The sequence below is a fragment of the Paraburkholderia sp. UCT70 genome, from assembly GCF_050434085.1.
Classification (GTDB): domain Bacteria; phylum Pseudomonadota; class Gammaproteobacteria; order Burkholderiales; family Burkholderiaceae; genus Paraburkholderia; species Paraburkholderia tuberum.
Genome location: NZ_JBNPVZ010000003.1, coordinates 804,459 through 831,015 on the forward strand (window position 1 = coordinate 804,459; position 26,557 = coordinate 831,015).

Sequence of the window (26,557 nt, forward strand, 5' to 3'; positions counted from 1 at the left end):
TCCTGGTGTTCGGCGGATTTGTCCTGCACGACCCATTCGCAGGGCGATATCGTAGGTAGACCAACATTTTCTGGAGAGGCCTGCCATGATTGAATACGCTGTAACACCATCCCCAATTACCTCCGTTGCTGTCGGCGGCTCGACGAGCCGCTTCCCCGTGCGCCGCGTGTTCTGCGTGGGACGAAACTACGCCGAGCATGCGCGCGAAATGGGTGCCAACCCGGATCGCGATCCTCCTTTCTTTTTTTCCAAGCCTGCCGATGCAGTTGTGCCGGCATCCGGCATGCTTCCATACCCGCCACTTACCTCCGACCTCCACCATGAGGTCGAACTCGTCATCGCGGTCGGCAAGGAAGGACGAGCAATTTCCGTTGAACACGCGCTCGACTTTGTATGGGGCTACGGCGTCGGTGTCGATCTGACTCGGCGCGATCTGCAGGCGACGGCAAAGAAACTAAGCCGCCCGTGGGACTGGGCAAAGAGCTTCGACGCGTCCGCGCCGGTGAGCGAGATCAGGCCGGCGTCCGACATCGGTCATCCGGCCAGCGGCAGAATCTGGTTGGCCGTTAATGGCGAGGCCCGTCAGCAAGGCGATCTCGCCGATATGATCTGGCCTGTTGCAGATATCATCAGTTACGTGTCGCAAGGCGTGACTGTCAAGCCGGGAGATCTGATCTTCAGTGGAACGCCTGCGGGCGTTGGCGCGCTGCAGCCAGGCGACAAGCTCACCGGTGGAGTGGAGGGCGTCGCAGAGTTCAGTTTCGAAGTGGGCCCGCGAGGCGAATGATTCAGGCTCGGGATCATCGCGCACCAGCGTTTGCCGACTCTCTAGTTTGTTATGCCGGCATACCTGTTTCCGGACGGGCACGCCTCAAGCTCACCACTAAACGTTCGCGGTGAACGCATTACGGCCAAGAGTCACTGAATTGCCCACCGTATTGAGCCCCAGGTAAATGCGATACAAGGGAGTGTTGATGAGTGAGCGTTACGATGTGCTGATCCGCAATGCGACGATTGTCGACGGCACGGGCGCTGTCCGCTATGAGGGTGATGCGGCTATCAAAGGCGATCGCATTGCCTGCATCGGCGATTTGCAAGGGTCCAGCGCAACGACCGAGATCGACGCGTCGGGCTTGGCCGTTGCGCCTGGCTTTATCGATGCGCATACGCATGACGACCGCCTGATGCTATCGGGCGGAGACATGGCGCCGAAGGTCAGCCAGGGCATCACGACCGTGGTGGGCGGCAATTGCGGCGTTTCTCTGGCGCCGATGCCGCGACCGATCCCAAATCCGGTCACCCCGCCGCTTAATCTGCTGGATGATATCGGCGCGTGGTTTCGGTTCGCCAGCTTTGCTGAATATCTGGCCGCGTTGCGCGTACAACCTGCGGCAAACCAATTGCGCCATGCTGGTTGGCCATACGACGTTGCGTGTCGCCACAATGGAAGACCTGAACGTACCGGCAAATGCAGACCAGATCGTCGCGATGCGCGCATTGGTCGATGAAGCGATGCGCGCCGGCGCGATCGGCGTGTCAACCGGGTTGTTCTACGAACCTTCGATAGCCGCGCCCACGGACGAAGTGATCGAAATATGCCAGCCGCTGCGCGAGTACGGCGGACTGTATTGCACTCACATGCGCAACGAAGGCGATCGCATCATCGACTCACTGAATGAAACGTTCCGCATCGGCCGCGAAGTCGGTGTGCCGGTCGTCATTTCGCACCATAAGTTGGTCGGCGTCAAAAATTATGGCCGTTCTCCCGAAACGCTGAAATTCATTGCCGAGCACATGGCAAAGCAGGAGATTTGTCTCGACTGCTACCCTTATCCGGCGTCGTCCACCATTTTGTCCGCACATCGTGCAATAAACGCAACCCGAGTGACCCGTGACCTGGTCGAAAAGCCTGCCGCAATACGCTGGCAGGGATCTGGCCGACATCGTCGCTGAACTCGGTGGTACGCTGGATGAGGTCATCGACCGCCTGTCTCCCGCCGGTGCGATTTATTACATGATGGACGACCGCGATGTGCAACGCATTCTGGCGTTCGACCAAACCATGATCGGCTCGGATGGTTTGCCGCACGACGAAGCGCCGCACCCGCGTCTGTGGGGGAGTTTCCCGCGCGTGCTCGGACACTACGGACGGTCCTTGGGCCTGTTTCCGCTTGAGACCGCAATCCACAAGATGACTGGACTGACGGCCCGGAATTTTGGCCTGGCGGACCGCGGTGTGGTGCAAGAGGGCGCCTTCGCCGACCTGACCATTTTCAATCCCGACACAGTCGATGAGGGTGCGACATTTGCTAAACCGATCGCCCCGGCCATCGGCATTGATACGGTGCTTGTCAACGGCACCGTTGTGTGGCGCAATGGCCAGCCCAGCGGTGCGCGGCCGGGCCAGGTGCTACGCCGCGAGCGCATGTAGTGGTTCCGTCGCAATAGGAGTTTTGCCGCTTCCTGATGCAGGATTTCCCGGGTCCGCAGAGCGATGCAAAGATACGCCCGCCGTAGATGTTCTGCGGCCAACATGGTGCGACGGCACATAACTGTCGCAGATCGGTCCACTAAACAGATAAAGAATGGAAGGCTTCGAACAGCATGGACGAACAACTGAAGCAAAGTGCTCTCGCCTACCACCAGAATCCGAAACCCGGCAAGATTTCGGTGACGCCCACCAAGCCGCTGTCGAATCAGCTCGATCTGTCGCTGGCGTATTCGCCGGGTGTCGCCGCGGCCTGTATGGCGATCTACGACGAACCGCTCGACGCGCAGAAGTACACGTCGCGCGGCAACCTCGTCGGCGTGATCACGAACGGCACCGCGGTGCTCGGCCTCGGCAACATCGGCCCGCTCGCCGCGAAACCGGTGATGGAAGGCAAGGGTTGTCTGTTCAAGAAATTCGCCGGCATCGACGTGTTCGACATCGAACTCTCCGAGTCCGATCCGGACAAGCTGGTTGAAGCGATCGCGATGCTCGAGCCGACCCTCGGCGGCATCAACCTCGAAGACATCAAGGCGCCCGAGTGCTTCTACATCGAGAAGAAGCTGCGCGAGCGCATGAAGATTCCGGTCTTCCACGACGATCAGCACGGCACCGCGATCATCGCGTCGGCGGCGATCCTGAACGGCCTCAAGGTGGTCGGCAAGAGGCTCGACGAAGTGAAGCTGGTCTGTTCGGGCGCGGGCGCGGCGGCCATTGCGTGTCTGGATCTGCTGGTCAATCTCGGTCTGTCGAAGAAGAACATTCTCGTCGCCGACTCGAAGGGCGTGATCTACGAAGGGCGCGGCAACCTCGATCCGTCGAAGGAGCGCTATGCGGCGCACACCGAAGCGCGCTCGCTCGCCGATGCGATCCGCGGCGCCGACGTGTTCCTCGGCTGCTCGAGCGCCGGCGTGCTGAAGCCGGAGATGGTCGCCGAAATGGGCTCGCAGCCGCTGATTCTCGCGCTCGCGAACCCCGAGCCGGAAATCCGTCCGGAAGAGGCGCGCAAGGTGCGCCCGGACTGCATCATCGCGACCGGCCGGTCGGACTATCCGAACCAGGTCAACAACGTGCTGTGTTTCCCGTTCATCTTCCGCGGCGCGCTCGACGTCGGCGCGACGACGATCACCGAAGATATGAAGCTTGCGTGCGTGCGCGCGATTGCCGAACTGGCCGAGGAAACCGACCAGGGCGATGAAGTCGCGAAGGCCTACGAAGGCCACTCGCTCGAATTCGGTCCCGAATACCTGATTCCGAAGCCGTTCGATCCGCGCCTGATCATCAAGATCGCGCCGGCCGTCGCGCAGGCCGCAATGGATTCGGGCGTCGCGACCCGCCCGATCCAGGACATGGATGCGTACCGCGAACAGCTCGGCGCGACCGTCTATCGCTCGGGCATGGTGATGCGGCCGGTGTTCGCGGCGGCGAAGTCGGCACCGGCGCGCATCGTGTTCGCGGAAGGCGAAGACGAGCGCGTGCTGCGCGCCGCGCAGTTCGTGCTGCTCGAAAAGATCGCCAAGCCGATCCTGGTCGGCCGTCCGTCGGTGATCGAGATGCGTCTGAAGAAGATGGGCTCGAAGCTCAAGTGCGGCGAAGACGTCGAGATCGTCGATCCGGAAGACGATCCGCGCTATCACAAGTGCTGGCAGGCGTATCACGAACTCGGCGCGCGCGAAGGCGTAACGCCGGACGTCGCGAAGGCCGCGATGCGCAAGTTCAACACGCTGATCGGCGCGATCCTCGTGCGCCTTGGCGAAGCGGACGGCATGATCTGCGGCATGATCGGCCAGTACCACACGCATCTGAACTTCATCGAGCAGGTGCTCGGCAAGGCCGACGACGTCGAGAACTTCGCCGCGATGAATCTGCTGATGCTGCCGGGCCGTAACCTGTTCATCTGCGACACGTACGTGAACGAAGTGCCGACCGCCGAGCAGCTTGCCGACATGACGATGCTCGCCACGCGCGAAATCGAGAAGTTCGGCATCACGCCGAAGGTCGCGCTGCTGTCGAACTCGAACTTCGGCAGCGCGCCGTCGTCGTCGTCGCAGCGCATGGCCGCGGCGCGCAAGCTGATCACGCAACGCGCGCCGTCGCTCGAAATCGACGGTGAAATGCACGGCGACGCGGCGCTGTCGGAGACGATCCGCAAGGCCGCGTTCCCGGGCACGACGCTCGCCGGCGAAGCGAATCTGCTGATCATGCCGAACGTCGAAGCGGCGAACATCGCGTACAACCTGCTGAAGGTCGTGGGCGGCGAGGGTGTGACGGTCGGGCCGTTCCTGCTGGGCGCGGGAAAGCCGGTGCACGTCCTGACGCCGGCTGCGACCGTGCGCCGGATCATCAACATGACGGCGGTGGCTTCGGCCAATGCCGAGGGAACCAGAGCCAGTTCTTAAGCTCGCGTGGCGGGGAGGGCGGACAGTCGCGTCAAGGAGAAGTCAGTAGAAGGATGCGTCCATGGCGAGGTCGTCGTTCACTGGCTTTGCACAGGGTAGACTCAGGTCGCCTGATTCTCACCTCGTCCAAATCCCAAGGTACGTAGTCCTTGTCACGTGTGGCCGCATACGGCCTGGTACTCGCCCCGTCGGCATCGCGCTCGCGACGTTGCGCCTGCCGGCATTGCTGAGAGGGGTAGGCTTATTTTTGCTGCAAAAGCAAGCCTACCCCTTGGAGTTCATGCGGGGATCGGCCTCCCACAGCTCGCGGATGGTCGCCCACAGCTCTGCCGGATAGCGCGCGGCTTTAGGGCTAAGCTGAACACTTTGCCCGCCTTTCGCCCACCATGGGGTAATCGTACTTCTCGTGCAGAAAATGGCGCTAACAGGACGTCGAGCCGCGCGCAGCAAGGGTTTGCGGTTCCGTGGATGTCGCGCGATCGGGAGGCATGCAAGCCATTGATCCGTCGGATATTTTTCGTGCAAACCGCCAGAATTTGCACGATTCGAACGATTACCCCGGTGCGCGGAACATGCCTGCAGAGCCGTCGACTTCATGCGGCAGTTTGAGGGCTTCCCACGGCACGATCTCGCCGCGCTGGCTCGCGACCACCAGCCCACGCGCCCTGTCCGTGAGCGCGGGCCAGGCGGCGAAGAACGCCTCGATCGAACGGGCGCTCGCCGTGCCGAGCCCCGGCACGGCCTTCCACCACTGGCGCCGGCGCGGAATGCGCACGGTGAGATCGGCGAGTGTCGTGATGCCGTACGCGTGCAGTACGCGCACCGCGCGCGGGGAAAACCACTGCGCGATGTCGTCGGCGATCTGCGGTTCCGGCGGGCGCGCCGTGCGCAGCGCAGCGATCGCCTGCGCCACGCCTTTCGCTTGCTGCTCGCGTCCCGCTACAGGATGAGTGAGGAGTGCGACGAGATCGTCGCGATGGGCCGCGCGCGCAACGTCCAGCAGCTTGCCGCGGATGCGCCCGAGGACGCCGCGCGCCGATTTCCCGTCACCGAGTGCGAAGGGCAGGTAACGCGCCACGGCCTGGCGCACCGGTACCCCCGCATACCACGCGCGCAGCACGGCGAGCTCGTCCGCATGGGGAAAAGTGGACGCAGTGTCAGGGGCGGGCATCTAGGGCAGGCTGAGGCGCGTTTGCATGCAGAGAAGTTTAGCGCACAAACAGATACCTTAAGATAAGAAAACTTATCTAAATAGACCGGTTATGTGATGCGTTTTTCGCAAAGGCATCGTTATGGATTGGTGTGCGGGCAACCTTGTGAGGGATGGGGCGTGTCCGCTATCGATATAGCGTCGGCAACTCTTCCTGCTTCGCCCGGCGATGGGATCAGACGGGTCGTGGATCGCAATGTCCCCGTCGACGCAATGCGAGTCCGGGCAGCGATCTGCGCGACCCGCCGCCGCTCGGTCCGGTTGTGGTAAAACAGCGCGCGAATGCGCCGGTCCGTTGCGCACAGATGGAATCAGGAGCCGAGGTTGAGAAGGAAGTCAGGGAACAGCTCGCACGTCATCGCGGTACGCGTCGAGGCGGCAATCGAACAGCGCTTGAGACTGCTGGCGGAGGTCACCGGGCGCAGCCAGTCGTTTTTTCTCAAGCAGTTGATCGAGAAGGGCATCGGCGCGATGGAAGACGCGTGGCTGCCGCAGGCAGTGGTGGCCCAGGTCCGCAGCGGCGCACTGCCGGCGCAGCAGCGTGCCCCAACCCTGGATCTGTTCGGGGATTCCATTTGCGAGCAGTGAGCACGGTCGCACCGCGTATCCGTGAGGGACGGGCGGCGGGAGGGCGCAACTCGCCGACAGAGGTGGCCTCGCTTGTTCGGACAGGTTCTGGATATTTTTAAGTGGAACGTCCGGGGCAGTCATGCTGCCAATTTGATCGCAGGCAGTGTTGCGAAGTATGCCTCATCCGGCGTGCGGTCTTCCAGACTCGAATGAGGCCGTCTCTGGTTGTACAAGCCGTCAACACAACGCCCATATCGGCGAATCAAAGGAGGTTCTCTACCGCTGGCACCCGTGGTACGGGCACACGGTATGGATTTTCACCACGATAGAGAGGAAGAACGCCGAGTCAGTGCTGCGCTGTGGGCGAGAGCCGTTCGACACGGCGGGCTTGCTGGAGGTGCCGCAATGGATGTTCGATCCCGTTGCCTGCTGTCGCATTACCTCGGCAACGTCTCCCGCCGTCAGCTGTGAAGCATTGAGGGAACTGAAGTACCTGTTGGCGCAGGCGCCTGCTGCCACGCCGCGCGGTATGGTACAAGCCGAGCACCATCCTTTGCTCCGTACAGGAGGTGCTGATGCGACGCCAGACAAACCCCCAACCGGGCGGTCAACTCGACCTGTTCCGTCTCTTTCCGAAGACACCACAATGGGAGCACCTGCCGCAAGAGGTCCGGCAGCAGACGGTGCGTTTGCTGGCGCAGCTGCTGCGGCAACACCGTCGCGGGCTGCTCGCCGCCGTACACGAGCCGGAGGTGCGCGATGAGTGACAAGATTCGGGCGCAGCATCTGGCGCGCAAGGCCATGCTGTACGTGCGCCAGTCGTCGGCCTACCAGGTCAGCCACAATCTGGAGAGCCAGAAGCTGCAGTATGCGATGCAGGATCGTCTGCATCAGTTGGGCTGGAACGAGATCGAGGTGATCGACGAGGATCTGGGACGCTCTGCGGCCGGAACGCAAACGCGCACGGGCTTCGAACGGATGGTCGCAGAGGTCTGTCTTGGGCACGTCGGCGCAGTTGCCGCTCGCGAGGTTTCACGATTCGCGCGCAACAGTCGCGAGTGGCAGCAACTGGTTGAGGTGTGCCGCGTCGTCGACACGGTGCTCGTCGATCAGGAGACCGTCTACTCACCGCGGCAGAGCAACGATCGTTTGCTGCTCGGCTTGAAGGGCAGCCTGAACGAATACGAGCTGGATCTGTTGCGTCAGCGTTCGCTCGAAGCTCGTCGGGAGAAGGCCAAACGCGGCGAACTCATTGTCGCGGCGCCGGTGGGTTACTGCAAGACCGAAGACCAGCGCCTGGAGAAGGATCCGGATTTGCGCGTGCAGGACGCCATCCGCTCAGTATTCCGCCAGTTCGGCGCGATTGGTTCGGTGCGTCAGACGTTGTTATGGTTCCTGGAGCACGGCCTGCAGTTGCCGGCATGCATGCCGCGCGGCGAAATCCAATGGAAACGGCCGAGCTACGGCACGGTGTACCGGATCCTGACCAACCCGATCTACGGTGGCACGTATGCCTATGGCAAAACCGAATGCGCGATCCATTACGAGGCTGGGGAACCACGCAAACGTGATCGCCGCAAACCACGGGATCAGTGGCTTGCGCTCATTCCGAATGCCCACGAAGGGTACGTTGACTGGGACGAATTCGAACGGATCCAGTGTGCCATTAGCGGCAACCTGCGTCTGGCCGGACACGCTGGCGCCCCGAAGAACGGTGAGGCCCTGCTGGCGGGACTATTGCGCTGCAGGCGCTGCGCGAGCAAGCTGACGCTACACTACACGGGTAACAGGCACGACGCCTTGCGCTATAGCTGTCATCGCGGCTGGATGGACAAGGGGCAACCGCGTTGTATTGCGTTCGGTGGCACACGCGCGGACGCGGCCATCGCCGAGGCGGTCTTGCAGGTCGTTCAACCGGCGGCAATTGAGGCAGCAATCGTGGCGCGCGAAGAAGAGACCCTGAAGCAGGACGAAGTGCTGGCCGCGTTGCAGCGGGATCTTCAGGCTGCACGCTACGCCGCGCAACGCGCGCAGAAACAGTACGATGCTGCTGACCCCGAGAACCGGCTCGTCGCCGACGAACTGGAGCGGCGCTGGAATCATGCGCTACTACGCGTCGAGGAACTGGAATCGCGTATCGAGCAACAGTCGCGCACATCCGGCCAGATACCGCCTACCCAGCCAGAGGAGTTTGCCGATCTTGCCACTGCATTGGAATCGATCTGGCCGCAGGCCGACGCCCGCCTGAAGAAGCGCATAGTGCGCACCCTGATCCACGAAGTCGTCGTTGACGTTGACGACGCAACGAGCGAAATCGTGCTCGTCATTCACTGGAAGGGCGGAGTACATACCGAGATTCGCGTGCCGCGGCGGCGCCGCGGAGAGAACACTACGCATACGTCACGTGAAGCAATTGATGCCGTGCGCCAGCTTGTCCGTATCTGTCCGGATCTGGTGATCGCCGGCGTACTCAATCGCAATGACCTGCGAACCGGCCGGGGTAACTTCTGGACCCAGGAGCGAGTCACCGCGTTGCGCAGCCACCATCAGATCCCGGTCTATTCGAGCGAACGACGTGCTGCTGAAGGATGGATGACGTTGACCGAGGCATCGGCGTTCATCGGTGTGAGCCCCGGAACGCTCAGGCTCGCAGTTGAGCGCAACAAGATCCCAGCCGAACATCCGTTACCCAACGGGCCATGGATCTTCAATCGCAATTCGCTGACCGGGGACGCAGTTACCGAACTCGTCGGACGGGCTCGCGCACGGCGTGGACACCCCACAATACCAACGACACAACAGGGCTCTCTAGATTTATCAACAACATAGCGAGGTTGGGCAGTATGAAACGCACTTGTACAGATTGATGTAATCGCCGATTGAGCGCCGGGCGTGGCCTACCGATTCATAGGCTTTCAGATACACCGCTTCATATTTCACGCTTCGCCACACGCGCTCGACGAACACGTTGTCTCGCCAGGCACCTTTGCCGTCCATCGACAGGCGGATGCCCCGGCTGAGCACGGCCCCGGTGAACACTGTCGCGGTGAACTGGCTGCCCTGGTCGGTATTGACGATCTCAGGTTGCCCGTACTTTGCGAACGCTTCTTCCAACGCCTCGACAGCGTGCATCGCCTCCATCGTGATCGCTACGCGGTGGGCCAGTACCTTCCTGCTGGCCCAGTCCACCACGGCGGTCAGATACACGAAGCCGCGCGCCATCGGGATATAACTCGTATCCAGTGCCCAGACCTGGTTTGCCCGACTGATCGTCATGCCCCGCAGCAGATACGGCCAGATCTTGTGCTGAGCATTGCGTCGGCTCGTGTTCGGCTTGCAGTACAGCGCCTCGATACCCATGCGCTTCATCAGCGTGCGCACGCGCCTGCGGCCAATCTCGTGTGCCTCGCGACGCAGCAGTCGCGCCAGCATCCGCGCTCCGGCAAACGGAAACTCCATGTGCAGTTCATCGATCCGGCGCATCAGCAACAGGTCTGCCTCGCTCACCGGTTGCGCCCGGTAATACACGCTCGATCTTGCGATACCAACGAGTCGCGCCTGCTGCGAGACCGGCAATGCGTGCGTACGATCGATCATCGCTTTGCGCTCAGCAATCCCGCCTTGTTGAGCGCGCCGCTTAAAAAATCGTTCTCCAGCGTGAGCTGGCCGATCTTCGCATGTAGCTCCTTCAAATCGACTTGCGGCTCGCTCGACGCCGTGCCGCCTGCGCCAAACACGTCGGCGGCACGTTCCTGCAACTGCCGCTTCCATTCGGTGATCTGGTTCGGGTGCACATCGAACTGCTGCGCCAGTTCGGCTAGCGTCCGCTCGCCCTTGACCGCCGCCATCGCCACTTTCGCTTTGAACGCGGCTGAGTGCGTCCGTCGGGTTCTCTTCGTCATCTTCCTGGTTCCTTTGTCGGCATTATCGCCGGCTCAGGCCCCGAGCGTTCCACTTATCCGACTGTCCGAATTTGCGCGCCCACCTCTGAGACGGGCATGCAACGACGCAACGAGCTGTACATGGGCTTTCACCTGCCAATTTCGTCATTGGCTTATTAATTTAGAACTGGTTGCGGGTTTGATCGAAATCGACGCAGCGCTGTTGAACGAGAACTCAGACAAGGTGCTGCCTGATCTCCGCAGGTCCGCGGCTCGGCCCCGGCGATGTCCCGGAGAAATCCTGGCATGCCCATCATCACGAAGAAGCTGCGGGCACAATCAGGAGTCTCAGGCTTGGAGGCGTGTCAAAGTGGTGTGGGTTTCCTATGCGGCATCCAATGATCTGCATGCGGATGACCCGCTTCAGTGGGCGCTCGCGGTCGATGACGGCGCCGCGTCAGTGGACCGCGCCGCACTGCAGCGCATCGGCGCCCGGATCCAGGACGTCTTCGGCCACAAAGCATCACCGTCGTTAGGCTGATATCTCGCGCGTGCCGAGGCGTTCGGCGAGCGGCTGGCGGATCCGACTGCGTATTCCACGCCAAACCGAACACCAATTCCACGGCGAACCGAGCACGGATTCCACAGCAAGCCGAGCGTCGATTCCACGGCAAATCGAGCAGGGATTCCGCGACTGCCCGAGCGCGATTTCCACGCGTAACCGAGCGGTAAGCTGGAGGGACGGCAACGCGGGATAACCATGGCACGCTTGACGATTTTGTCGAGCGAGCGAATGTCGAATAAAAGGTTATCCATGCGTCAAATCAAGGAAGTGCTACGCCTGCGCTTTGTGTGCCAGCGTAGCCAGCGTGAGATCGCGACGACGATAGGCGCATCGAGCGCGACGGTCTGGGACTATCTGGATCGCGTACGGCGCGCACAACTGGACTTCGAGAAGGCGATGACGATGGAGGAGACAGCGTTGGATGCGCTGCTATTCCCGCCGCCGCCGTCGTCAAGCCGGACACGGCCGATGCCCAATTGGCCGATGGTACATCGTGAGCTCGGCAGGAAAGGCGTGACGCTTGACCTGCTATGGAACGAGTACAAAGCGCAGGAGCCCGAAGGCTACGGCTACAGCTGGTTCTGCAAGTATTACGAGCGATGGGCGGCAGCGTTGCCGGTCACGCTTCGCCAGACGCACACGCCCGGGGAGAAGCTGTTCATCGACTATTCGGGTAACAGGTTGGGCATCGTCGATCCGCACACCGGCGAGATCCGTGAAGCAGAGGTATTCGTCGCGACGCTCGGCGCATCAAACTACACCTACGCCGAAGTCACCTGGACCCAGCAGCTTGAGGACTGGATTGGCTCGCATGTGCGCGCCTTGAACTTCATTGGCGGTTGTCCCGAGATCCTGGTCCCCGACAACCTGAGGTCCGGCGTGCACAAAGCCGACTTCTACGATCCGGTTCTGAACCGGACCTATGGAGAGATGGCCGCGCATTATTCCGTGGCGATCATCCCAGCCCGCAAACGTCGGCCCCGTGATAAAGCGAAGGTCGAGCAGTCGGTGCTCCTGGCGCAGCGCTGGATTCTGGCACGGCTGCGCAACCAGCGGCTGTTCAGCCTCGACGAAGCCAACCGCGCGATCGCGGCACTCCTCGTTGAACTGAACAACAGGCCGTTCAAGAAACTGCCCGGTTGCCGCCGCAGCGCCTTCGAGGAACTTGATCGTCCGGCACTTCGTCCGCTGCCAGACAGACCCTACCAGTATGCGCAGTGGAAGGTTGCTCGCGTCGGCATTGATTACCATGTCGAGCTCGACGAACACTTTTACTCCGTCTCATACAGCCACGCCCGCGAGCAGGTGGAGGTGCGCCACACGAAGACGACCGTCGAGATCTTCCTGCGCGGTCAGCGCATTGCCGCGCACGCGAAGAGCGAGCGCCGCGGCCATCACACCACGATCGCCGCCCACATGCCGGCGAATCATCGGGCAGCGACCACCGAGTGGAATCCGCAGCGGCTGATCAACTGGGCCATGGAGATCGGCCCGCACACCGCCGCAGTCATCGAACACCTGCTTGGCGGTCGCCAGCATCCACAGCAGGCTTACCGCGCCTGTCTGGGCGTGCTGCGCATGGGCAAGGACTATGGCCATGCGCGACTGGAAGCCGCCTGCCAGCGTGCCATTGATCTTAAAGCGCCGAGCTATCGGTTCATCGCCTCGACGCTGAAGAACGGTCTGGAGAACAGGGCCGACACGGCCGCCGCCCAGACCGAATTGCCGCTCGCGCATGCCAACGTGCGTGGACCGTCTTACTACCACTGAAAGGAGATCATGACATGCTGCATCATCCAACTGTCGAGCGGCTGCACGAGTTGCGCCTGTTCGGCATGGCCGCCGCGCTGGCCGACCAGCAATCCCAGAGCAGCATCGACCAGCTCGGCTTCGAGGAGCGCCTGGGGCTGCTCGTCGAACGGGAAGCAAGCGAACGTCAGTCGCGCCTGCTCACGGCGCGGCTACGCCGCGCGAAGCTGCGTTTCCCGGACGCGGTGCCCGAAGACATCAACTACCGCGAGCCCCGTGGACTGGATCGTGCGCTGCTCGCCCGGGTGCTCACTGGCGAATGGGTACGGGCGCACCAGAACATCATTCTGGTCGCACCAACCGGGCTCGGTAAAAGCTGGCTTGCATGCGCGCTGGTCAACCAGGCGTGTCGCCAGGGCTTCTCGGCCTGCTATCTGCGCATGCCGAAGTTCAACGAGGAGATGGCCATCGCGCACGGCAGTGGGGGCTACGCAAAGCTGCTGGCACAGTTGGCCAAGACCGACATCCTCGTCATGGATGACCTGGCCATGGCACCGCTGTCAGATGCGGCGCGGCGCGATCTGCTGGAGGTGCTCGACGACCGGCACGGCCGGCGCTCGGTGATCGTCACCAGCCAGATTCCAGTCGACAGCTGGCATGCTGCCATCGGAGATCCGACGCTCGCTGATGCAATTCTCGACCGGCTGGTTCACAACGCGCATCGCTTCACGCTCTCAGGCGAATCGATGCGCAAGCGCCGAAATAGTTTGACCGCCGAAGGCGGGAAGGAGTAAAAAAACTCACCCCGCGTCGCCATGTCCGCAGCGCTCGCTTTGTTGTGGAATGCCTGCTCGGTTTCGCGTGGAATGCTTGCTCGCTTTGCCGCAGAATGGCCGCTCGATTTGCGTGGAATATGCAATCCGACACTGCTCGCCATGTCAGTCGCCCGCGGCTGGGTGCCGATGCTTGACGGATCTGCATCCTGGTCGAAAAATCCGCCGCGCGCCGGCGTATTGGCTATCCTATATATGTGGTCCGTGTTTTCGACACGCGACCGCAAAACGGGGTGAAGGCCGGCTGGCCGGACATAAGTCTGCAGTTGTCTCCACCCCGCCTCGGATGAGGCCCGCTCGCTGCGGGCCGTTTTTTTTAGCGCGCTCAACGGTGTGCACCGCGCTTCCTGACGCATACCGATGGCCGCCCAAGCCTGCTGCAGGTGTGTCGCAACTAGGGAAAAGACCAGACCGACAGTGCCTGATCGGACGGGATATTTTTATAGGGGCCGCCCGCAAAGCCTTGTCGAGCTGGGTGTTTCCTACCACCGTATTCCCTACAGAAATCACGGAACACGACCCGTTTAAGAAAAAGCTCAGAAACAGGGTCGCCCATAGCTGCGGCCGGTGTATCGCCCTGAACGACGCCCACAAGCCGTTCAACCGTGACCTGGCGAATCGGAATCAGCCTTTCGGCCGAAATGTGATCAGAAAGCTCGACGGTGTGCTGCCGTTAACATCCCGCGGCATCGGGTTGGATTTCTCCACCGCGCTCAACGCGGCGATGTCCCATTCGAGGTTGCCGCTCGAACGCTGCATTGTGGCGCTCAAAAGCGACCCATCGGGTGCGCATCTCACGGCAATGACCGACGACAGGTTTCCATTGATGTTAGTCGGCGCCACGACGTTCGGGCGCACCCGCCGTCTGACCCGGTCCGCGTAACCCGGCGACGCCGTTGCGACGGTGTCAGGCTTCAGGTCGTTACCCGACGATACGTCCGCTGCCAATGCCAGCAATGCGGCGAGGCGTTCCTCGTGTTGTCTATCGGCCGAACTGTCTGCCTTCTGCGCGGCTTTTTCTCCAGCCTTCGCCACCAGGGTTCGGACAGCAGGCGCTTGTTGTGGCCGTTTGGCCGGTTGGGCCTGACGCACCGTTTGCCGATACCGGTGCATTTCCGGCCGCGACGCGACATTGATATGAGCATTTTCGTTGCGGGCCGTGGATCGCATGGGCTCCTCCGTCACGGAAGGCACAGGCAACGACGATGGAGCCAACGTTGACCGGTCAGCCACGACTACCGTCGTGCCGGCCGGTGTGTTTTTCTGCCAGTGTGCGCCGGAGAACAGGAACGCTGCCAGCACTACGTGCATCGCTACGGCGAGTGCAAATGCACGACAGGTGCCCCGCTCGCGAGGCGGTGGGACCGGCCGGCGCGGTAGCTCAGGCACGTCAGCTCTTGTACTGGCGGGCGTGCCGTTCCAGACGATCGCGCGGGAGAGCGTCGATACCGCTCCCATGGCGCGTGCCGTCACTTCAAGCGCAAACTTGCGCCAACTGCGACGCGCGCGCCGCAGTTGGACCGGAAAACGTGCCTTCGTGCTCATTGCGATTTGAGGCCGAACTCCGCGCGCCTGATGCGACGCGCCTGCAGTCTGCCCATTTCAATGGTCCTACTAACAATTTTAGCTTCGTAGGTAGCGATTACCACCCGTTGAACGGGATCTGATCTCTGCTGGCCCATGAGAATGCTGTTTCAGATAGCACTCGGCCGGCGAATGGGCGCCGAAGTAGCATGGCCTCGTGGTCGGCCCGCCGACCCAATGGGACCTTATCGGCAATGAGCGTGCGTGCATCGCCTTGCCGATCGCGACGAAGGTGACATTCGCGCTTGCTCAGCCTCACGCGAACTGCCAGATGGCTTGCGTGCGGCGCAGATCCGGCGCTGCACGACAACCACGGGATGACCGCCACGGGCATCGCCGTACAGACCGGCTCGAGTCACGCGGCCGTGCTGTTGTCCACGCACTGGCGAACCGCTTCGGCATCCTCATCGAGCGAACGCTTCTCCGTCGCCGTCGCGTCCGCCGTGCCACGTGAGGGTTTATCCGCTGCCGCCCCGACGGAAATTTATAAAGTCGCTATCTATACTGGTAATTGGTGCAATGTCCACGTTCGAGGGCCGCTACCATGGTCAACTTGACGAGGCGCCAGTTCCTGAAACTCACCGCCACATCGCTGGCCGGATCGAGTATCGCCCTGATGGGCTTCTCGCCGGAACCAGCGCTCGCGGAGGTGCGGCAGTACAAGCTGGCGCGTACCACTGAAACCCGTAATACGTGTCCGTATTGTTCAGTCGGTTGCGGGGTCCTGATGTACAGCCTTGGCGATGGCGCGAAGAACGCCAAAGCCAGCATCATCCATATCGAAGGTGACCCCGACCACCCGGTCAATCGTGGCACGCTGTGTCCGAAGGGCGCGAGCCTGATCGATTTCATTCACAGTCCAAGCCGTCTCCAGCACCCGGAATACCGTGCGCCTGGTTCCGACCGGTGGCAGCGCATCTCGTGGGATGACGCGTTCAACCGCATCGCCAGGCTGATGAAGGAAGACCGCGATGCCAACTTCGTCGAAACGACGGACGATGGCAAGAAGGTCAACCGGTGGCTCACGACGGGCATGCTGGCCGCATCAGCAAGCAGCAACGAATCAGGATACCTGACGCACAAGGTGGCCCGCAGTCTGGGGATGCTTGCATTCGACAACCAGGCGCGTGTCTGACACGGCCCGACGGTGGCAGGTCTTGCCCCGACGTTTGGCCGTGGAGCGATGACGAACCATTGGGTCGACATCAAGAACGCGGACGTCATTCTGGCGATGGGCGGCAATTCTGCCGAGGCGCACCCATGCGGTTTCAAATGGGTCACCGAAGCGAAGGCACACCGCAAGGCGCGCCTGATCGTGGTCGATCCGCGCTTTACGCGTACAGCATCTGTCGCTGACTACTACGCGCCGATTCGCACCGGCACCGACATCGTGTTCCTCGGCGGGATCATCAATTACCTGCTGACGAACGACAAGATCCAGCACGAGTATGTGAAGAACTACACGGACCTGCCGTTCATCGTGCGCGAGGATTTCGCGTTCAACGACGGCATCTTTTCCGGCTACGACGCCGGGAAGCACGGCTATCCGGACAAATCGACGTGGGACTACGAGTTGGGCGACGACGGCTTCGTGAAGGTCGACACGACGCTGCAACACCCTCGTTGCGTCTACAACCTGCTGAAGCAGCACTACTCGCGCTACACGCCGGAGATGGTCGAGAAGACCTGCGGTACACCTAAGGACAAGTTCCTGAAGGTGTGCGGAATGCTCGCCTCGACCGCGTCGCCGACGCGCGCCGCTACCATCATGTATGCGCTTGGCTGGACCCAGCACTCGGTCGGTTCGCAGATGATCCGCACGGGCGCGATGGTACAACTGCTGCTGGGTAATATCGGCATTGCGGGCGGCGGCATGAACGCGTTGCGCGGCCACTCGAACATCCAGGGGCTGACCGATCTCGGCCTGCTGTCGAACCTGCTGCCGGGCTACATGACGCTGCCGTCGCAAGCCGAGCAGGATTACTACGCCTACATCGCAAAGCGCGCAGCGCAGCCGTTGCGGCCGAACCAGTTGAGCTACTGGAAAAACTATCGGGGCTTCTTCGTCAGTCTGATGAAAGCGTGGTGGGGCGATGCGGCGACCGCTGGGAACAACTGGGGTTTCGACTATCTGCCCAAGCTCGACAAGCCGTACGACATGTTGCAGGTGTTCGAACTGATGTCTCAGGGCAAGATGAACGGCTACATCGCTCAGGGCTTCAACCCGCTTGCCGCTGCGCCGAACAAGGCGAAGATGACCGTCGCGTTTTCGAAGCTGAAGTGGCTCGTCATCATGGACCCGCTCGCGACCGAGACGTCGGAGTTCTGGAGGAACCATGGCGAGTTCAACGACGTTGATGCGTCGAAGATCCAGACCGAAGTGTTCCGGCTGCCGACAAGCTGCTTTGCCGAAGAGAACGGCTCGCTCGTCAACTCCGGGCGCGTGCTGCAATGGCACTGGCGGGGTGCCGAGCCGCCGGGCGAGGCGAAGACGGATCTGGAGATCATGGGGAGCCTGTTTGTGCGGATCCGCAGGCTGTACAAGGATCAGGGCGGCAAATTCCCGGACCCGGTGGTCAATCTCAGTTGGCCCTATGCGACTCCGTCGGCACCGACGCCGGAAGAAATGGCGATGGAATTCAGCGGCAAGGCTTTGGCAGACCTGACGGACCCGAAGGACGCGACCAAGGTGCTCGTGAAGAGGGGCGAGCAGCTCGCTGGCTTCGCGCAACTGAAGGACGACGGCAGCACGGCGAGCGGCTGCTGGATCTTCTGCGGAGCATGGACGCAGGCTGGCAACCAGATGGCGCGACGGGACAATGCAGACCCGACGGGCATCGGCCAGACGCTTGGCTGGGCGTGGGCGTGGCCGGCGAACCGGCGCATCCTGTACAACCGCGCATCGTGCGACGTCAACGGCAAGCCGTTCGATCCGACGCGCAAGCTGATCGCCTGGAACGGCAAGACGTGGAGCGGCGCCGACGTGCCGGACTACAAGGCGGACGAGCCGCCCGAAACCGGCATGGGGCCGTTCATCATGAACCCGGAAGGCGTCGCGCGTTTTTTTGCGCGTGACGCCATGGCCGAAGGTCCGTTCCCTGAGCACTACGAGCCGTTCGAGACGCCGCTCGGCTACAACCCGCTGCATCCGCAAAATGCCCAGGCGACGAGCAACCCGGCCGCCCGTGTGTTCCCGAACGATCGCGCGGCGTTCGGCAAGGCGGCGGACTTCCCGCACACGGCGACGAGCTATCGGCTCACCGAGCATTTTCACTACTGGACCAAGCACGTACGGCTGAACGCGATCATCCAGCCGGAGCAGTTCGTCGAGATCGGCGAGGATCTCGCGAAGGAGGTCGGTGTGGTGGCGGGCGACCGCGTGAAAGTGTCGTCTAATCGCGGACACATCGTTGCGGTTGCCGTGGTCACCAAACGCATCAAACCTCTGATGATTGACGGGAAGAAGGTGCAGACCGTCGGCATTCCGTTGCATTGGGGCTTCAAGGGACTCGCGAAGCCGGGCTATCTGATCAATACGCTCACGCCAGTGGTTGGCGACGGCAATACGCAGACGCCGGAATTCAAGTCTTTCCTCGTGAAAGTCGAGAAAGCCTGAATACGCGAAAGGAGAACACGGTGGCACTGCAATCGCTCGATATCAGGCGCGTGTCGGCCACCACGGTGCAGCCGCCGACAGTGCGCGAGCCGGCTACGGGCAGCGTCGCGAAGCTGATCGACGTCACGAAGTGCATCGGCTGCAAGGCATGTCAGACGGCATGCATGGAGTGGAACGACCTGCGCGACGAAATCGGCACGAACGTCGGCGTCTATGACAACCCGCCCGACCTGACGGAGCACTCGTGGACGGTGATGCGCTTCGCCGAATATGAAAACCCGGATGGCAACCTCGAATGGCTGATCCGCAAGGACGGCTGCATGCATTGCGACGATCCCGGCTGCCTGAAGGCGTGTCCTTCGCCGGGTGCGATCGTCCAGTACACGAACGGCATCGTCGATTTCCATCAGGAAAACTGTATTGGCTGTGGCTATTGCATCACCGGCTGTCCGTTCAACATTCCGCGCATTTCGAAGCGGGATCATCGTGTGTATAAATGCACGCTGTGTTCCGATCGTGTCGCGGTGGGCCAGGAGCCGGCATGCGTGAAGACATGCCCGACCGGTGCGATCGTGTTCGGCACCAAGGAAGACATGAAGCAGCACGCGGCGGAACGCATCGAGGACCTGAAGGAACGCGGCTTCGAGCATGCCGGATTGTACGATCCGCCCGGCGTCGGCGGCACGCATGTGATGTACGTGCTGCATCACGCCGACCAGCCGTCGCTGTATCACGGCCTGCCGGACGATCCGCACATCAGTCCGTTGGTCGGCATCTGGAAGGGCGCGGCGAAGCCGTTTGCATTGGGTGCGATGGCGCTGGCGGCGCTTGCCGGGTTCTTCCATTACACGCGCGTCGGCCCGAACGAAGTCACGGAAGAAGATGAAACGGCCGCCCGTGACGAAGCGCACCGCTCGAAGGAGAGTTCCGATGAAAGCTGACCAGAATACGGCAGACGCGAACCGGATCCTGCGTTATTCCGCTAACGAGCGCACGAACCACTGAATCACCACGATCAGTTTCGTGCTGCTCGCGTTGTCCGGGCTCGCGCTGTTTCATCCGTCGATGTTCTGGCTCACCGCGCTCTTCGGGGGTGGCCAGTGGACGCGCGTCCTGCATCCGTTCGTCGGCGTCGTGATGTTCGTGTCGTTCCTGATTCTTGCGCTGCGCTTCTGGCCTCACAACCTGCTCGACAGCAGCGACATCCAATGGCTCAGGCAGATCGACGATGTGCTTCAACTGGTTGCCAACTGGTTGCGAGTTTCGGCTGAAGCGATCTGGCGGCGGTCAACGGAATCAGCAAGCGGGCGAGACCAGGCGCGTCGAGGTCGGCGACGAGGCAGTTGTTGATGTTCGTTAATTATGCTAGCCGTGTTCACAGCTTTCGCTAATGAAAGATCGGCGGGCAGCTCCGGCCAGCGGGCCTGAGTGGGAGATTGTCTCGCTTTTTCGACGTTGCGTTTTGACAACGGCCGTGCGGCAGGATATCCATTAATTCTGCTAGCGCGTTCAGCTTGTCCGTTAATTCTGCTAATGCAACTCGCACGTGAATCAGCCGACCCGGGCGAACAATCGACGTCGCTTCGAGGCGTGTGACGCCGGAGATCCGCTGCAGGGGAAGAGGCGAATGAGAACAGTGGCCCAATGTATTGCAGTTGCTACAGCAGTTGCTCTGACTGGCTAATCGAAGCACTCATCCTGAAGTGTTCGCAGGGATATGCGCAATCTCATCCGGAACGGCGGGCAGCAGCGGCGGCTGACTCTCCCAGCCGCGCTAGCAGAATTAATGAACACGATTAGCACGCTCACGGACGTCATTAGCGGAATCAGCGAACTTCAACAGCTGCTTCTCACGTTTGCAGGCATTTCCGGCGACGTACGGTCACATTACGCTGACAGGTCCAACGCATTGGTCAAGGTCGCCCATGACGAGCTGGCCGCGCGCCTCCATCGCGCCGTCGCGCGTGCGTATGCCGTCGAGCGTTTCGAGGTCGAACACACGCGTAATCAGGCGCAAGATCGATGCCGTGTCATATACCGTGTGATCGACATATCCCTTCTTTGCGAATGGCGAGATCACCAGCGTCGGCACGCGTGTGCCCGGCCCCCAGCGGTCGCCTTTGGGCGGAGCGACGTGATCCCACCATCCGCCGTTCTCGTCGACAGTGACGACCACCAGCATGTTTTCCCATTGAGGGCTTGCACGCAGCGCTTTCACAGCGTGCACGATATGGCGGTCGCCTGACGCGACGTCCGCATAGCCCGCGTGCATGTTCAGGTTGCCCTGCGGCTTGTAAAACGTGACGGCCGGGAGCCGGCCCGCGCGAGCATCGGCAAGGAAGCGGTTGGTGCTTTCATCATCACCGAGTCCGCCGTCGCGCAGATGTTTCGCACGTGCGGCCGTGCCCGGTCCGAGATTCGCGAAGTAGTTGAACGGCTGGTGGTGATACTGGAAGTTCGGAACCAGTGGCGTGCCGTCGTTGGTGTTCTTGCCGTGCATGTCCAGCGTCTGCTGAAACGCGCCCGCGTACCAGGCCCAGTCGATGCCGCGCTTGTTGAGCTTGTCGCCGATGTTCTCGTGCGTCTGCGGCGGCACGGCCATCGTGTTGCTATCCTGCGTGAAGTCGACCACGCCGTTTGCGCCGACTTTGTAGGGCGTGGGCGCGAACGGCGGCATCATCGTATTGACGGCATAGCTGACGGTCCGGCCGCCCGGTAACGTTTCCGGCGGCGTCAGCGCACTCGGGCCGAACTTGGGGATGCCATCCAACGCGCTTTTCGGCGACGTGGCGAGCGGTTTCAGATTGGGATCGTCGGGGCGTCCGCTGAGAGTCTCCGCAATCTGGAACTTCGCGATGCTCTGCGCGGCATTGGGATACACCGGCGGCGTCGCCGCAATGAGATACTGGTGGTTCAGGAACGAGCCACCGAACGCACCCTGGAAGAAGTTGTCGCACAGCACGAATTCGCCGGCGAGGTCCCACATCCGCAGGTCGTAGCTGGTATTCGCATAGTGACCCATCGTGAAGCCAGCCGAGTCCGCCCATGCGACGAACATATCGTTCTTGCCGCCGTTGATCTGCATCTGGTTCTGATAGAACACATGCCACAGATCATGTGTGACGAGCGACAACGGCAGATTCTCGCCCTGCGGGCCTTTAAGTGCGAATGGCGCGTTCGGCAGACTGGTCTGATATTGCAGGCCGGCTTTGTACGTAACGCCGTCCACGGTCTGGTCTTTTAACAGCCAGCCGCCGGGCACCGGTGGCAGTTGCGGCAATGCGCTCGAGCCATCGCGGTCACGCTGCAGGTAATCTTCCGGCTTCACGCCGGAGAGCGGGCGCTCAACGCCAGGGAAATCGCCGAACAGATTATTGAAGCTGCGATTTTCGGCGTAGATCACCACGACTGTCTTGACCTTGGACCGCAGCGCACGATCAAACTGCGGTCCCGCTGCGACATCCGTCACGGCAGCTTCGCGAGAAGGCGCCAGCGCACAGGCGCCCAGTCCTCCTCCCATCGCCACCGCAGCGACACCGCCGAGGAAGTGGCGGCGGCCGGGGCGTTGGGGCGCCTGCGCAGCGTCGGCGTCTTCATTCACGGGAGGAGAGGCGGGCGGTTCGCGGTGTTTCATCTGATGTCCAAGGATAAGGAAAAGGTTGAGTTGGGGCTCGCGCCGTGCATGGCATCGCTCAGTTCCGTCTGATAGCGGCCGCACTACAGGCGGGAGTCGGGCCATATCTTTGCGTACCCGCCATGACGTTTCCACGCTAATTGCCTGGGTTTGTACGCGTGATCTTGCGACGCCGTCAGCGCCTGGGAGCGATCGAGACGGAATGGATCCGCTGCGTCGTCGCCATTGGCAGGGTTCGTCGAGTTCGGGTTGGACTTCAGCAAGCCGTCCAGTAGTCCGTTGATCCGCGGTGTATTGGGCAATGCGGTGAAAGTCGGCTCCCCGGGCCGGTTAAGCGCATTCGGATAGGTTCCAAAGTAGTGATCGAACGAAACGTTCTCGCCAAAAATCACCACGAGATGCTTGATCGGGGTAGCCGTCCGTTCTCCATGCTGGGCGCTCGGCGCCGAGGTCATTCCGACGTTCGAACTGGCGTTGTCTTCGCCGTGCGCCCCAAGCGTGATAGCCAGACCAAGCGCCGTGGCAGTTGCCACGGAGAGTCGCCGACGAGTGAACCTCATGTCCATGATTACCTGTTGAAGTGTTTTTGAATGCGCCGCACTGCGAATGGCAGACGCGGCATTGTCGTTTGCAACAGTGTCATGTCCGTTACGCGAAGATTACCGACTTGTCATCTTCAGGCAGCGCAGTGTGGCGGCAGCGTCGCTTCGACATTCGCGCCGGATCAGTGCTTGTCCACAGTGGATCCCCGTGAGCGCCCGTTGCACACACGTCGTCACCAACGTTGTCGTCAAGCGACGACATAATAATATGGAAATTACAAAAACGGGCATGACGCAGTGTCAGTTGAGCAAAGAAAAATACCTTATAACGTGCGTAGATACGTGAAAAAGTAGAAAAATAAAAGCGTAAGAAATAGTCGTCATATGACGATGACAATTTATACAAACGCACCCGGTGACACCTTGGCGTCACAGTAGATCCGTAAAACGTCTCCGGCGTCGAAGGCGAGACAGTCGGAGGTACGGCCGCCGATATCGATCCTGACAACGTCGGTATGAATCCACGGAACGAGCGAAAAAATCATTGGTATTCCTGCGGTACAGCGGTGTGCCGCGGCTTCGTAGAGGATGCCGAAATTTCTACATGCCGGACAGCTGGAACGCGTGACCAGGACGGAATGTCTGCAACGATTGACGGAGAATTAGCATGCCGCACAGGCATATGACAGGGTTGTTGGTGGGGGTGGTAAGCAGCGTGGCGATGACCGTCGCCTACGCCGCTGATACGGCGATTTTGCAAGGTCACCTGCTGTCGAGCGCGGACAAGCGTCCGCTTGCTGGCGCGCGAATCCAGATTCGGGAAACCGGGACGAGCACCACGACGTCGTCAGACGGCTCCTTTCGCTTTACCCGGCTTCCGGCGGGGCAATACACACTGGTCATCACGCCGGTTCGCTCACCCGCGGTCGAACGGACCATGGTGGTGCGCGAGAACGACACCACGAGCGAGGACGTTCTGGTGGACGCAGCCGTTGCGTCGCTGGATCGCGTGACGGTTACGTCGCAACGCAATGCGAACGTAGTCGCACGGGCGACCCAGCAGAGCGCCGCGAACATGATCACCATCCTCACCGCCGCCGACATCGCGAAACTACCGGACGTCAGTGCGGCGGAAGCCGTTGCTCGCGCGCCGGGCGTCTCGCTCGAAACGGATTCGGGTGAGGGCCGATACGTCAACATTCGAGGTCTCGACACCAACCTGAACAGTACGACCTTCGGCGGCATCCACCTGCCGCCTACCAATCCGGCTTCGGCCCAGAACGGGGGGCGCGCTGTCGCGCTTGATACGATCCCGGCCGGCATGATCGGGCAGATCGTCGTAACCAGCACCAACAAGCCTGAACAGGATGCGGATGCGCTCGGCGGCACGATCGACATTTCGCCGCGCACGTTGCCCCCTTCGGGCAAGCCGTTCCTGGACGCGAAGCTCGGCTCGGGTGTCGAGACGCTGCGCGGCAGCACAATTCAGGATGTAGGGATGACTGCGGGTGCGCGCTTCGGCGCGCACGGCATTGCCGGTCTCGGTTCGGGCATCACGTCATATTCCGACGCGCCGTTCACCTTCATCGGTACCCTTGCCTACAACCAGGACCACCGCGGCGTCGACGACGAAGAAAACGCGTATGTCGATGCGGCTGGTGTACCGAACAAGGCGTACGCGCAAACCGACCCGCGCTACTACAACTATCACCGGAAGCGCCTTGGCTACGGCGGCGAACTGGACTTTCAGCCTAACGCCGACAACAAGTGGTATTTCCGCTACTACAACTTCGGCTATACGGAGAATGTGAACCGGCAAGACATTCAGACCAACTTCAACGGCAATCCGGTCCAGAACGCCAACGGCACGCTCACGGATACGGCGACCTATGCAAAGGGATTGCGCGACGAGAAGGAGACGCTGCGAACGCAAATCTTTGCGCTAGGCGGAGAAAACAAGCTCGGCCCAGGCAAGATCGATTATCGCGCCGGCTTCACCAGTGGCACGTACGACAAACCGTACGACCTGAATTCGACGTTCAACAATGGCGCCCCGGGCACGGTGACGTATTACCCTGGCTCGGACTACGCGACGCAATCGATCGTGTCCGGTCCGAACCCGGCCGATCCCGCCGGCTACACGCTGGGCCAGATCGTCAACTCGTCGCAGTACGTCAAGACCAACGAGTGGTCGGCCAACGTCAACTACACGCTGCCGACTCACTTCACGAGTGCCGACGACGAACAGTTCAAGTTCGGCACTGGCCTGCGCCGGATGACGTTCGCCAGCTCGCAGAGCAACTACTCGTACTCGCCGGCTGCGGGAATCCCGCTGTCGCAGGCGGTGTTCGGCTCTCCAAACGTTTTCTACAACGGCATGTACAACGTGGGGCCGTCCATCAGCGATGGCGTCATGAGCGACCTCTATGGCGCGGCTGCGGCCGCCGGCAACGTCACGGCTTACCCGTTGAAGAACGCCGCCGCGTTCTCGGCTATCAACGAGAACATCTACAGCATGTATGGCCAGTATCAGTTCGGCTGGGGCCGCCTGGGCGTGCTGGCTGGTCTGCGCGGTGAGTGGACGCAGGATGCGTTCAGCGGCAATCTGATCAACGGCAGCAACATCACGCCAAACCAGACGGCGAACAACTACTTCAACCTGTTTCCGTCCTTGCAGTTGCGCTACGACTTCACGCCGACACTGGTGGGTCGCGCGATCTATTCGAGCACGATTGCGCGTCCTGGCTTTGCCCAGAGCAGCGCGTCGGTCCTTGCCGATGCGGGAACGGGAACCGTGACCACCGGTAACCCGAACCTGAAGCCGACCACTTCGCAGAACTTCGATCTTCAGTTAGAGAAGTATTTGCCGCACGGCGGGATCGTTTCGCTCGGCGCGTTTGACAAGTCGATGAGCGACTACGTCGTGGGCCAGTCATCGACCGTCTTCAGCTCGCCTTATCTTCCGGGGTATTCGGGCCCAATCAGGCTCGTCAGCTTTACCAATGTCGCGTCGGCGCGTGTGCGTGGTGTCACCGCTAACTACGAGCAGCACTTTACGCAGTTGCCGGGGTTCCTGAGCGGCCTGGGCGCAGGTGCGAACTGGACCTGGACCAATTCGCACCTTGACATTCGCCCGGGCGACGACCACACGCTGCCATCCGGTCCGCGCAATACGTATAACGCCAGCGTGTTCTACGAGCGTGGTCCGTTGGACCTGCGCCTGTCGGCCTCCTATGTGGGCAAGAGCCTGTGGGCGGTGGGCAGTTCTGCTGCAACCGACGTCTACACCGCGTCGCGCTTCTCGCTCGACTTCGGCGGCAGTTATCAGGTCCGAAAGGATGTGGGCATCTATCTCAATGTGCGCAACATCCTGAACACGCCGCTGAAGTTCTATGAAGGCTCGCCGGATCGTCCGATCCAGCGTGAGTTCTACGGCCCGACCGTGATGGTCGGCATGACGATCAACGAATAACCCGCAGAGAACAG

Annotated in this window: 14 protein-coding genes and 5 pseudogenes; 14 read left to right on the forward strand and 5 right to left on the reverse strand. The window is 61.4% G+C overall.

Features of this window, described 5'->3' with window-relative positions:
- Nucleotides 1–85: 85 nt before the first annotated feature.
- The 3 genes and pseudogenes from OKW41_RS21600 to OKW41_RS21610 all read left to right on the forward strand — a co-directional run bounded on the left by OKW41_RS21600 (nt 86) and on the right by OKW41_RS21610 (nt 4,887).
- The gene (locus OKW41_RS21600; RefSeq protein WP_429573913.1) at nt 86–787 is read left to right on the forward strand and encodes a fumarylacetoacetate hydrolase family protein; all 702 of its coding nucleotides are present in this window, start codon (nt 86–88) and stop codon (nt 785–787) included.
- A 187-nt stretch (nt 788–974) separates the two neighbouring features.
- Nucleotides 975–2,431: pseudogene (locus OKW41_RS21605) on the forward strand (N-acyl-D-amino-acid deacylase family protein).
- A 173-nt stretch (nt 2,432–2,604) separates the two neighbouring features.
- The gene (locus OKW41_RS21610) at nt 2,605–4,887 is read left to right on the forward strand and encodes an NADP-dependent malic enzyme (protein WP_429573914.1); all 2,283 of its coding nucleotides are present in this window, start codon (nt 2,605–2,607) and stop codon (nt 4,885–4,887) included.
- A gap of 559 nt (nt 4,888–5,446) precedes the next feature.
- Here OKW41_RS21610 and OKW41_RS21615 read toward each other — a convergent pair.
- Nucleotides 5,447–6,058: pseudogene (locus OKW41_RS21615) on the reverse strand (phage integrase family protein); the annotation flags it as partial.
- 432 nt (nt 6,059–6,490) lie between these two features.
- Between OKW41_RS21615 and OKW41_RS21620 the strand changes: the two are divergent.
- The 3 genes from OKW41_RS21620 to OKW41_RS21630 all read left to right on the forward strand — a co-directional run bounded on the left by OKW41_RS21620 (nt 6,491) and on the right by OKW41_RS21630 (nt 9,496).
- A complete protein-coding gene (locus tag OKW41_RS21620; protein WP_429573915.1) occupies nt 6,491–6,685 on the forward strand; it encodes a hypothetical protein in 195 nt (64 codons plus the stop codon).
- 557 nt (nt 6,686–7,242) lie between these two features.
- Nucleotides 7,243–7,434 (forward strand): hypothetical protein, encoded by a 192-nt coding sequence (locus tag OKW41_RS21625; RefSeq protein ID WP_187639681.1) that lies wholly within the window; start codon nt 7,243–7,245, stop codon nt 7,432–7,434.
- On the forward strand, nt 7,427–9,496 hold the full coding sequence (locus tag OKW41_RS21630; RefSeq protein ID WP_187639680.1) for a recombinase family protein: 2,070 nt from the start codon (nt 7,427–7,429) through the stop codon (nt 9,494–9,496). Before OKW41_RS21625 ends, OKW41_RS21630 begins: the two co-directional genes overlap by 8 nt.
- Nucleotides 9,497–9,523: 27 nt before the next feature.
- Here the strand turns inward: OKW41_RS21630 and OKW41_RS21635 are convergent.
- A pseudogene (locus tag OKW41_RS21635) lies at nt 9,524–10,569 on the reverse strand (IS3 family transposase); the annotation flags it as partial.
- A 352-nt stretch (nt 10,570–10,921) separates the two neighbouring features.
- Between OKW41_RS21635 and OKW41_RS21640 the strand changes: the two are divergent.
- From OKW41_RS21640 to OKW41_RS21655, 4 genes are all read left to right on the forward strand, one after another.
- Nucleotides 10,922–11,089 (forward strand): hypothetical protein, encoded by a 168-nt coding sequence (locus OKW41_RS21640; RefSeq protein WP_429447933.1) that lies wholly within the window; start codon nt 10,922–10,924, stop codon nt 11,087–11,089.
- 252 nt (nt 11,090–11,341) lie between these two features.
- A complete protein-coding gene (gene istA / locus OKW41_RS21645) occupies nt 11,342–12,883 on the forward strand; it encodes an IS21 family transposase (RefSeq protein WP_429571339.1) in 1,542 nt (513 codons plus the stop codon).
- 14 nt (nt 12,884–12,897) lie between these two features.
- Nucleotides 12,898–13,656, forward strand: coding sequence for an IS21-like element helper ATPase IstB (gene istB / locus OKW41_RS21650; protein ID WP_429571338.1), 759 nt, complete (start codon nt 12,898–12,900; stop codon nt 13,654–13,656).
- A 21-nt stretch (nt 13,657–13,677) separates the two neighbouring features.
- Nucleotides 13,678–13,932 (forward strand): hypothetical protein, encoded by a 255-nt coding sequence (locus tag OKW41_RS21655; RefSeq protein WP_429573916.1) that lies wholly within the window; start codon nt 13,678–13,680, stop codon nt 13,930–13,932.
- A gap of 387 nt (nt 13,933–14,319) precedes the next feature.
- Here OKW41_RS21655 and tolA read toward each other — a convergent pair whose 3' ends face one another.
- Nucleotides 14,320–15,240, reverse strand: a complete 921-nt coding sequence (gene tolA, locus OKW41_RS21660; protein ID WP_429573917.1) for a cell envelope integrity protein TolA — start codon at nt 15,238–15,240, stop codon at nt 14,320–14,322.
- A 583-nt stretch (nt 15,241–15,823) separates the two neighbouring features.
- Between tolA and fdnG the strand changes: the two genes are divergently transcribed.
- From fdnG to OKW41_RS21675, 3 genes and pseudogenes are all read left to right on the forward strand, one after another.
- On the forward strand, nt 15,824–18,895 hold the full coding sequence (fdnG, locus tag OKW41_RS21665) for a formate dehydrogenase-N subunit alpha (RefSeq protein WP_429573918.1): 3,072 nt from the start codon (nt 15,824–15,826) through the stop codon (nt 18,893–18,895).
- 20 nt (nt 18,896–18,915) lie between these two features.
- Nucleotides 18,916–19,836: a formate dehydrogenase subunit beta gene (gene fdxH, locus OKW41_RS21670; protein ID WP_429447927.1), complete on the forward strand. Its 921-nt coding sequence runs from the start codon at nt 18,916–18,918 to the stop codon at nt 19,834–19,836.
- Nucleotides 19,826–20,131: pseudogene (locus OKW41_RS21675) on the forward strand (cytochrome b/b6 domain-containing protein); the annotation flags it as partial. The gene fdxH and the pseudogene OKW41_RS21675, both read left to right, overlap by 11 nt.
- Before the next feature lie 651 nt (nt 20,132–20,782).
- On the opposite strand, the pseudogene acpA reads toward OKW41_RS21675, so the two are convergent.
- Together acpA and OKW41_RS21685 are read right to left on the reverse strand one after the other, a co-directional pair.
- Nucleotides 20,783–22,529, reverse strand: a pseudogene (gene acpA / locus OKW41_RS21680) (acid phosphatase).
- Nucleotides 22,530–22,612: 83 nt separating this feature from the next.
- A complete protein-coding gene (locus OKW41_RS21685) occupies nt 22,613–23,062 on the reverse strand; it encodes an alkaline phosphatase family protein (RefSeq protein ID WP_429573919.1) in 450 nt (149 codons plus the stop codon).
- Between the two features lie 730 nt (nt 23,063–23,792).
- Between OKW41_RS21685 and OKW41_RS21690 the strand changes: the two genes are divergently transcribed.
- Nucleotides 23,793–26,543, forward strand: a complete 2,751-nt coding sequence (locus OKW41_RS21690; RefSeq protein WP_429447921.1) for a TonB-dependent receptor — start codon at nt 23,793–23,795, stop codon at nt 26,541–26,543.
- The last annotated feature ends 14 nt before the right edge of the window (nt 26,544–26,557 follow it).

Excerpts from the sequence above, each read along its gene's own strand:
- OKW41_RS21600 (WP_429573913.1), top strand. The coding sequence starts at position 86 with ATGATTGAATACGCTGTAACACCATCCCCAATTACCTCCGTTGCTGTC.
- OKW41_RS21610 (WP_429573914.1), top strand. The coding sequence starts at position 2,605 with ATGGACGAACAACTGAAGCAAAGTGCTCTCGCCTACCACCAGAATCCG.
- OKW41_RS21625 (WP_187639681.1), top strand. The coding sequence starts at position 7,243 with ATGCGACGCCAGACAAACCCCCAACCGGGCGGTCAACTCGACCTGTTC.
- OKW41_RS21630 (WP_187639680.1), top strand. The coding sequence starts at position 7,427 with ATGAGTGACAAGATTCGGGCGCAGCATCTGGCGCGCAAGGCCATGCTG.
- istA (WP_429571339.1), top strand. The coding sequence starts at position 11,342 with ATGTCGAATAAAAGGTTATCCATGCGTCAAATCAAGGAAGTGCTACGC.
- istB (WP_429571338.1), top strand. The coding sequence starts at position 12,898 with ATGCTGCATCATCCAACTGTCGAGCGGCTGCACGAGTTGCGCCTGTTC.
- OKW41_RS21655 (WP_429573916.1), top strand. The coding sequence starts at position 13,678 with ATGTCCGCAGCGCTCGCTTTGTTGTGGAATGCCTGCTCGGTTTCGCGT.
- tolA (WP_429573917.1), bottom strand. The coding sequence starts at position 15,240 with ATGAGCACGAAGGCACGTTTTCCGGTCCAACTGCGGCGCGCGCGTCGC.
- OKW41_RS21690 (WP_429447921.1), top strand. The coding sequence starts at position 23,793 with ATGACCGTCGCCTACGCCGCTGATACGGCGATTTTGCAAGGTCACCTG.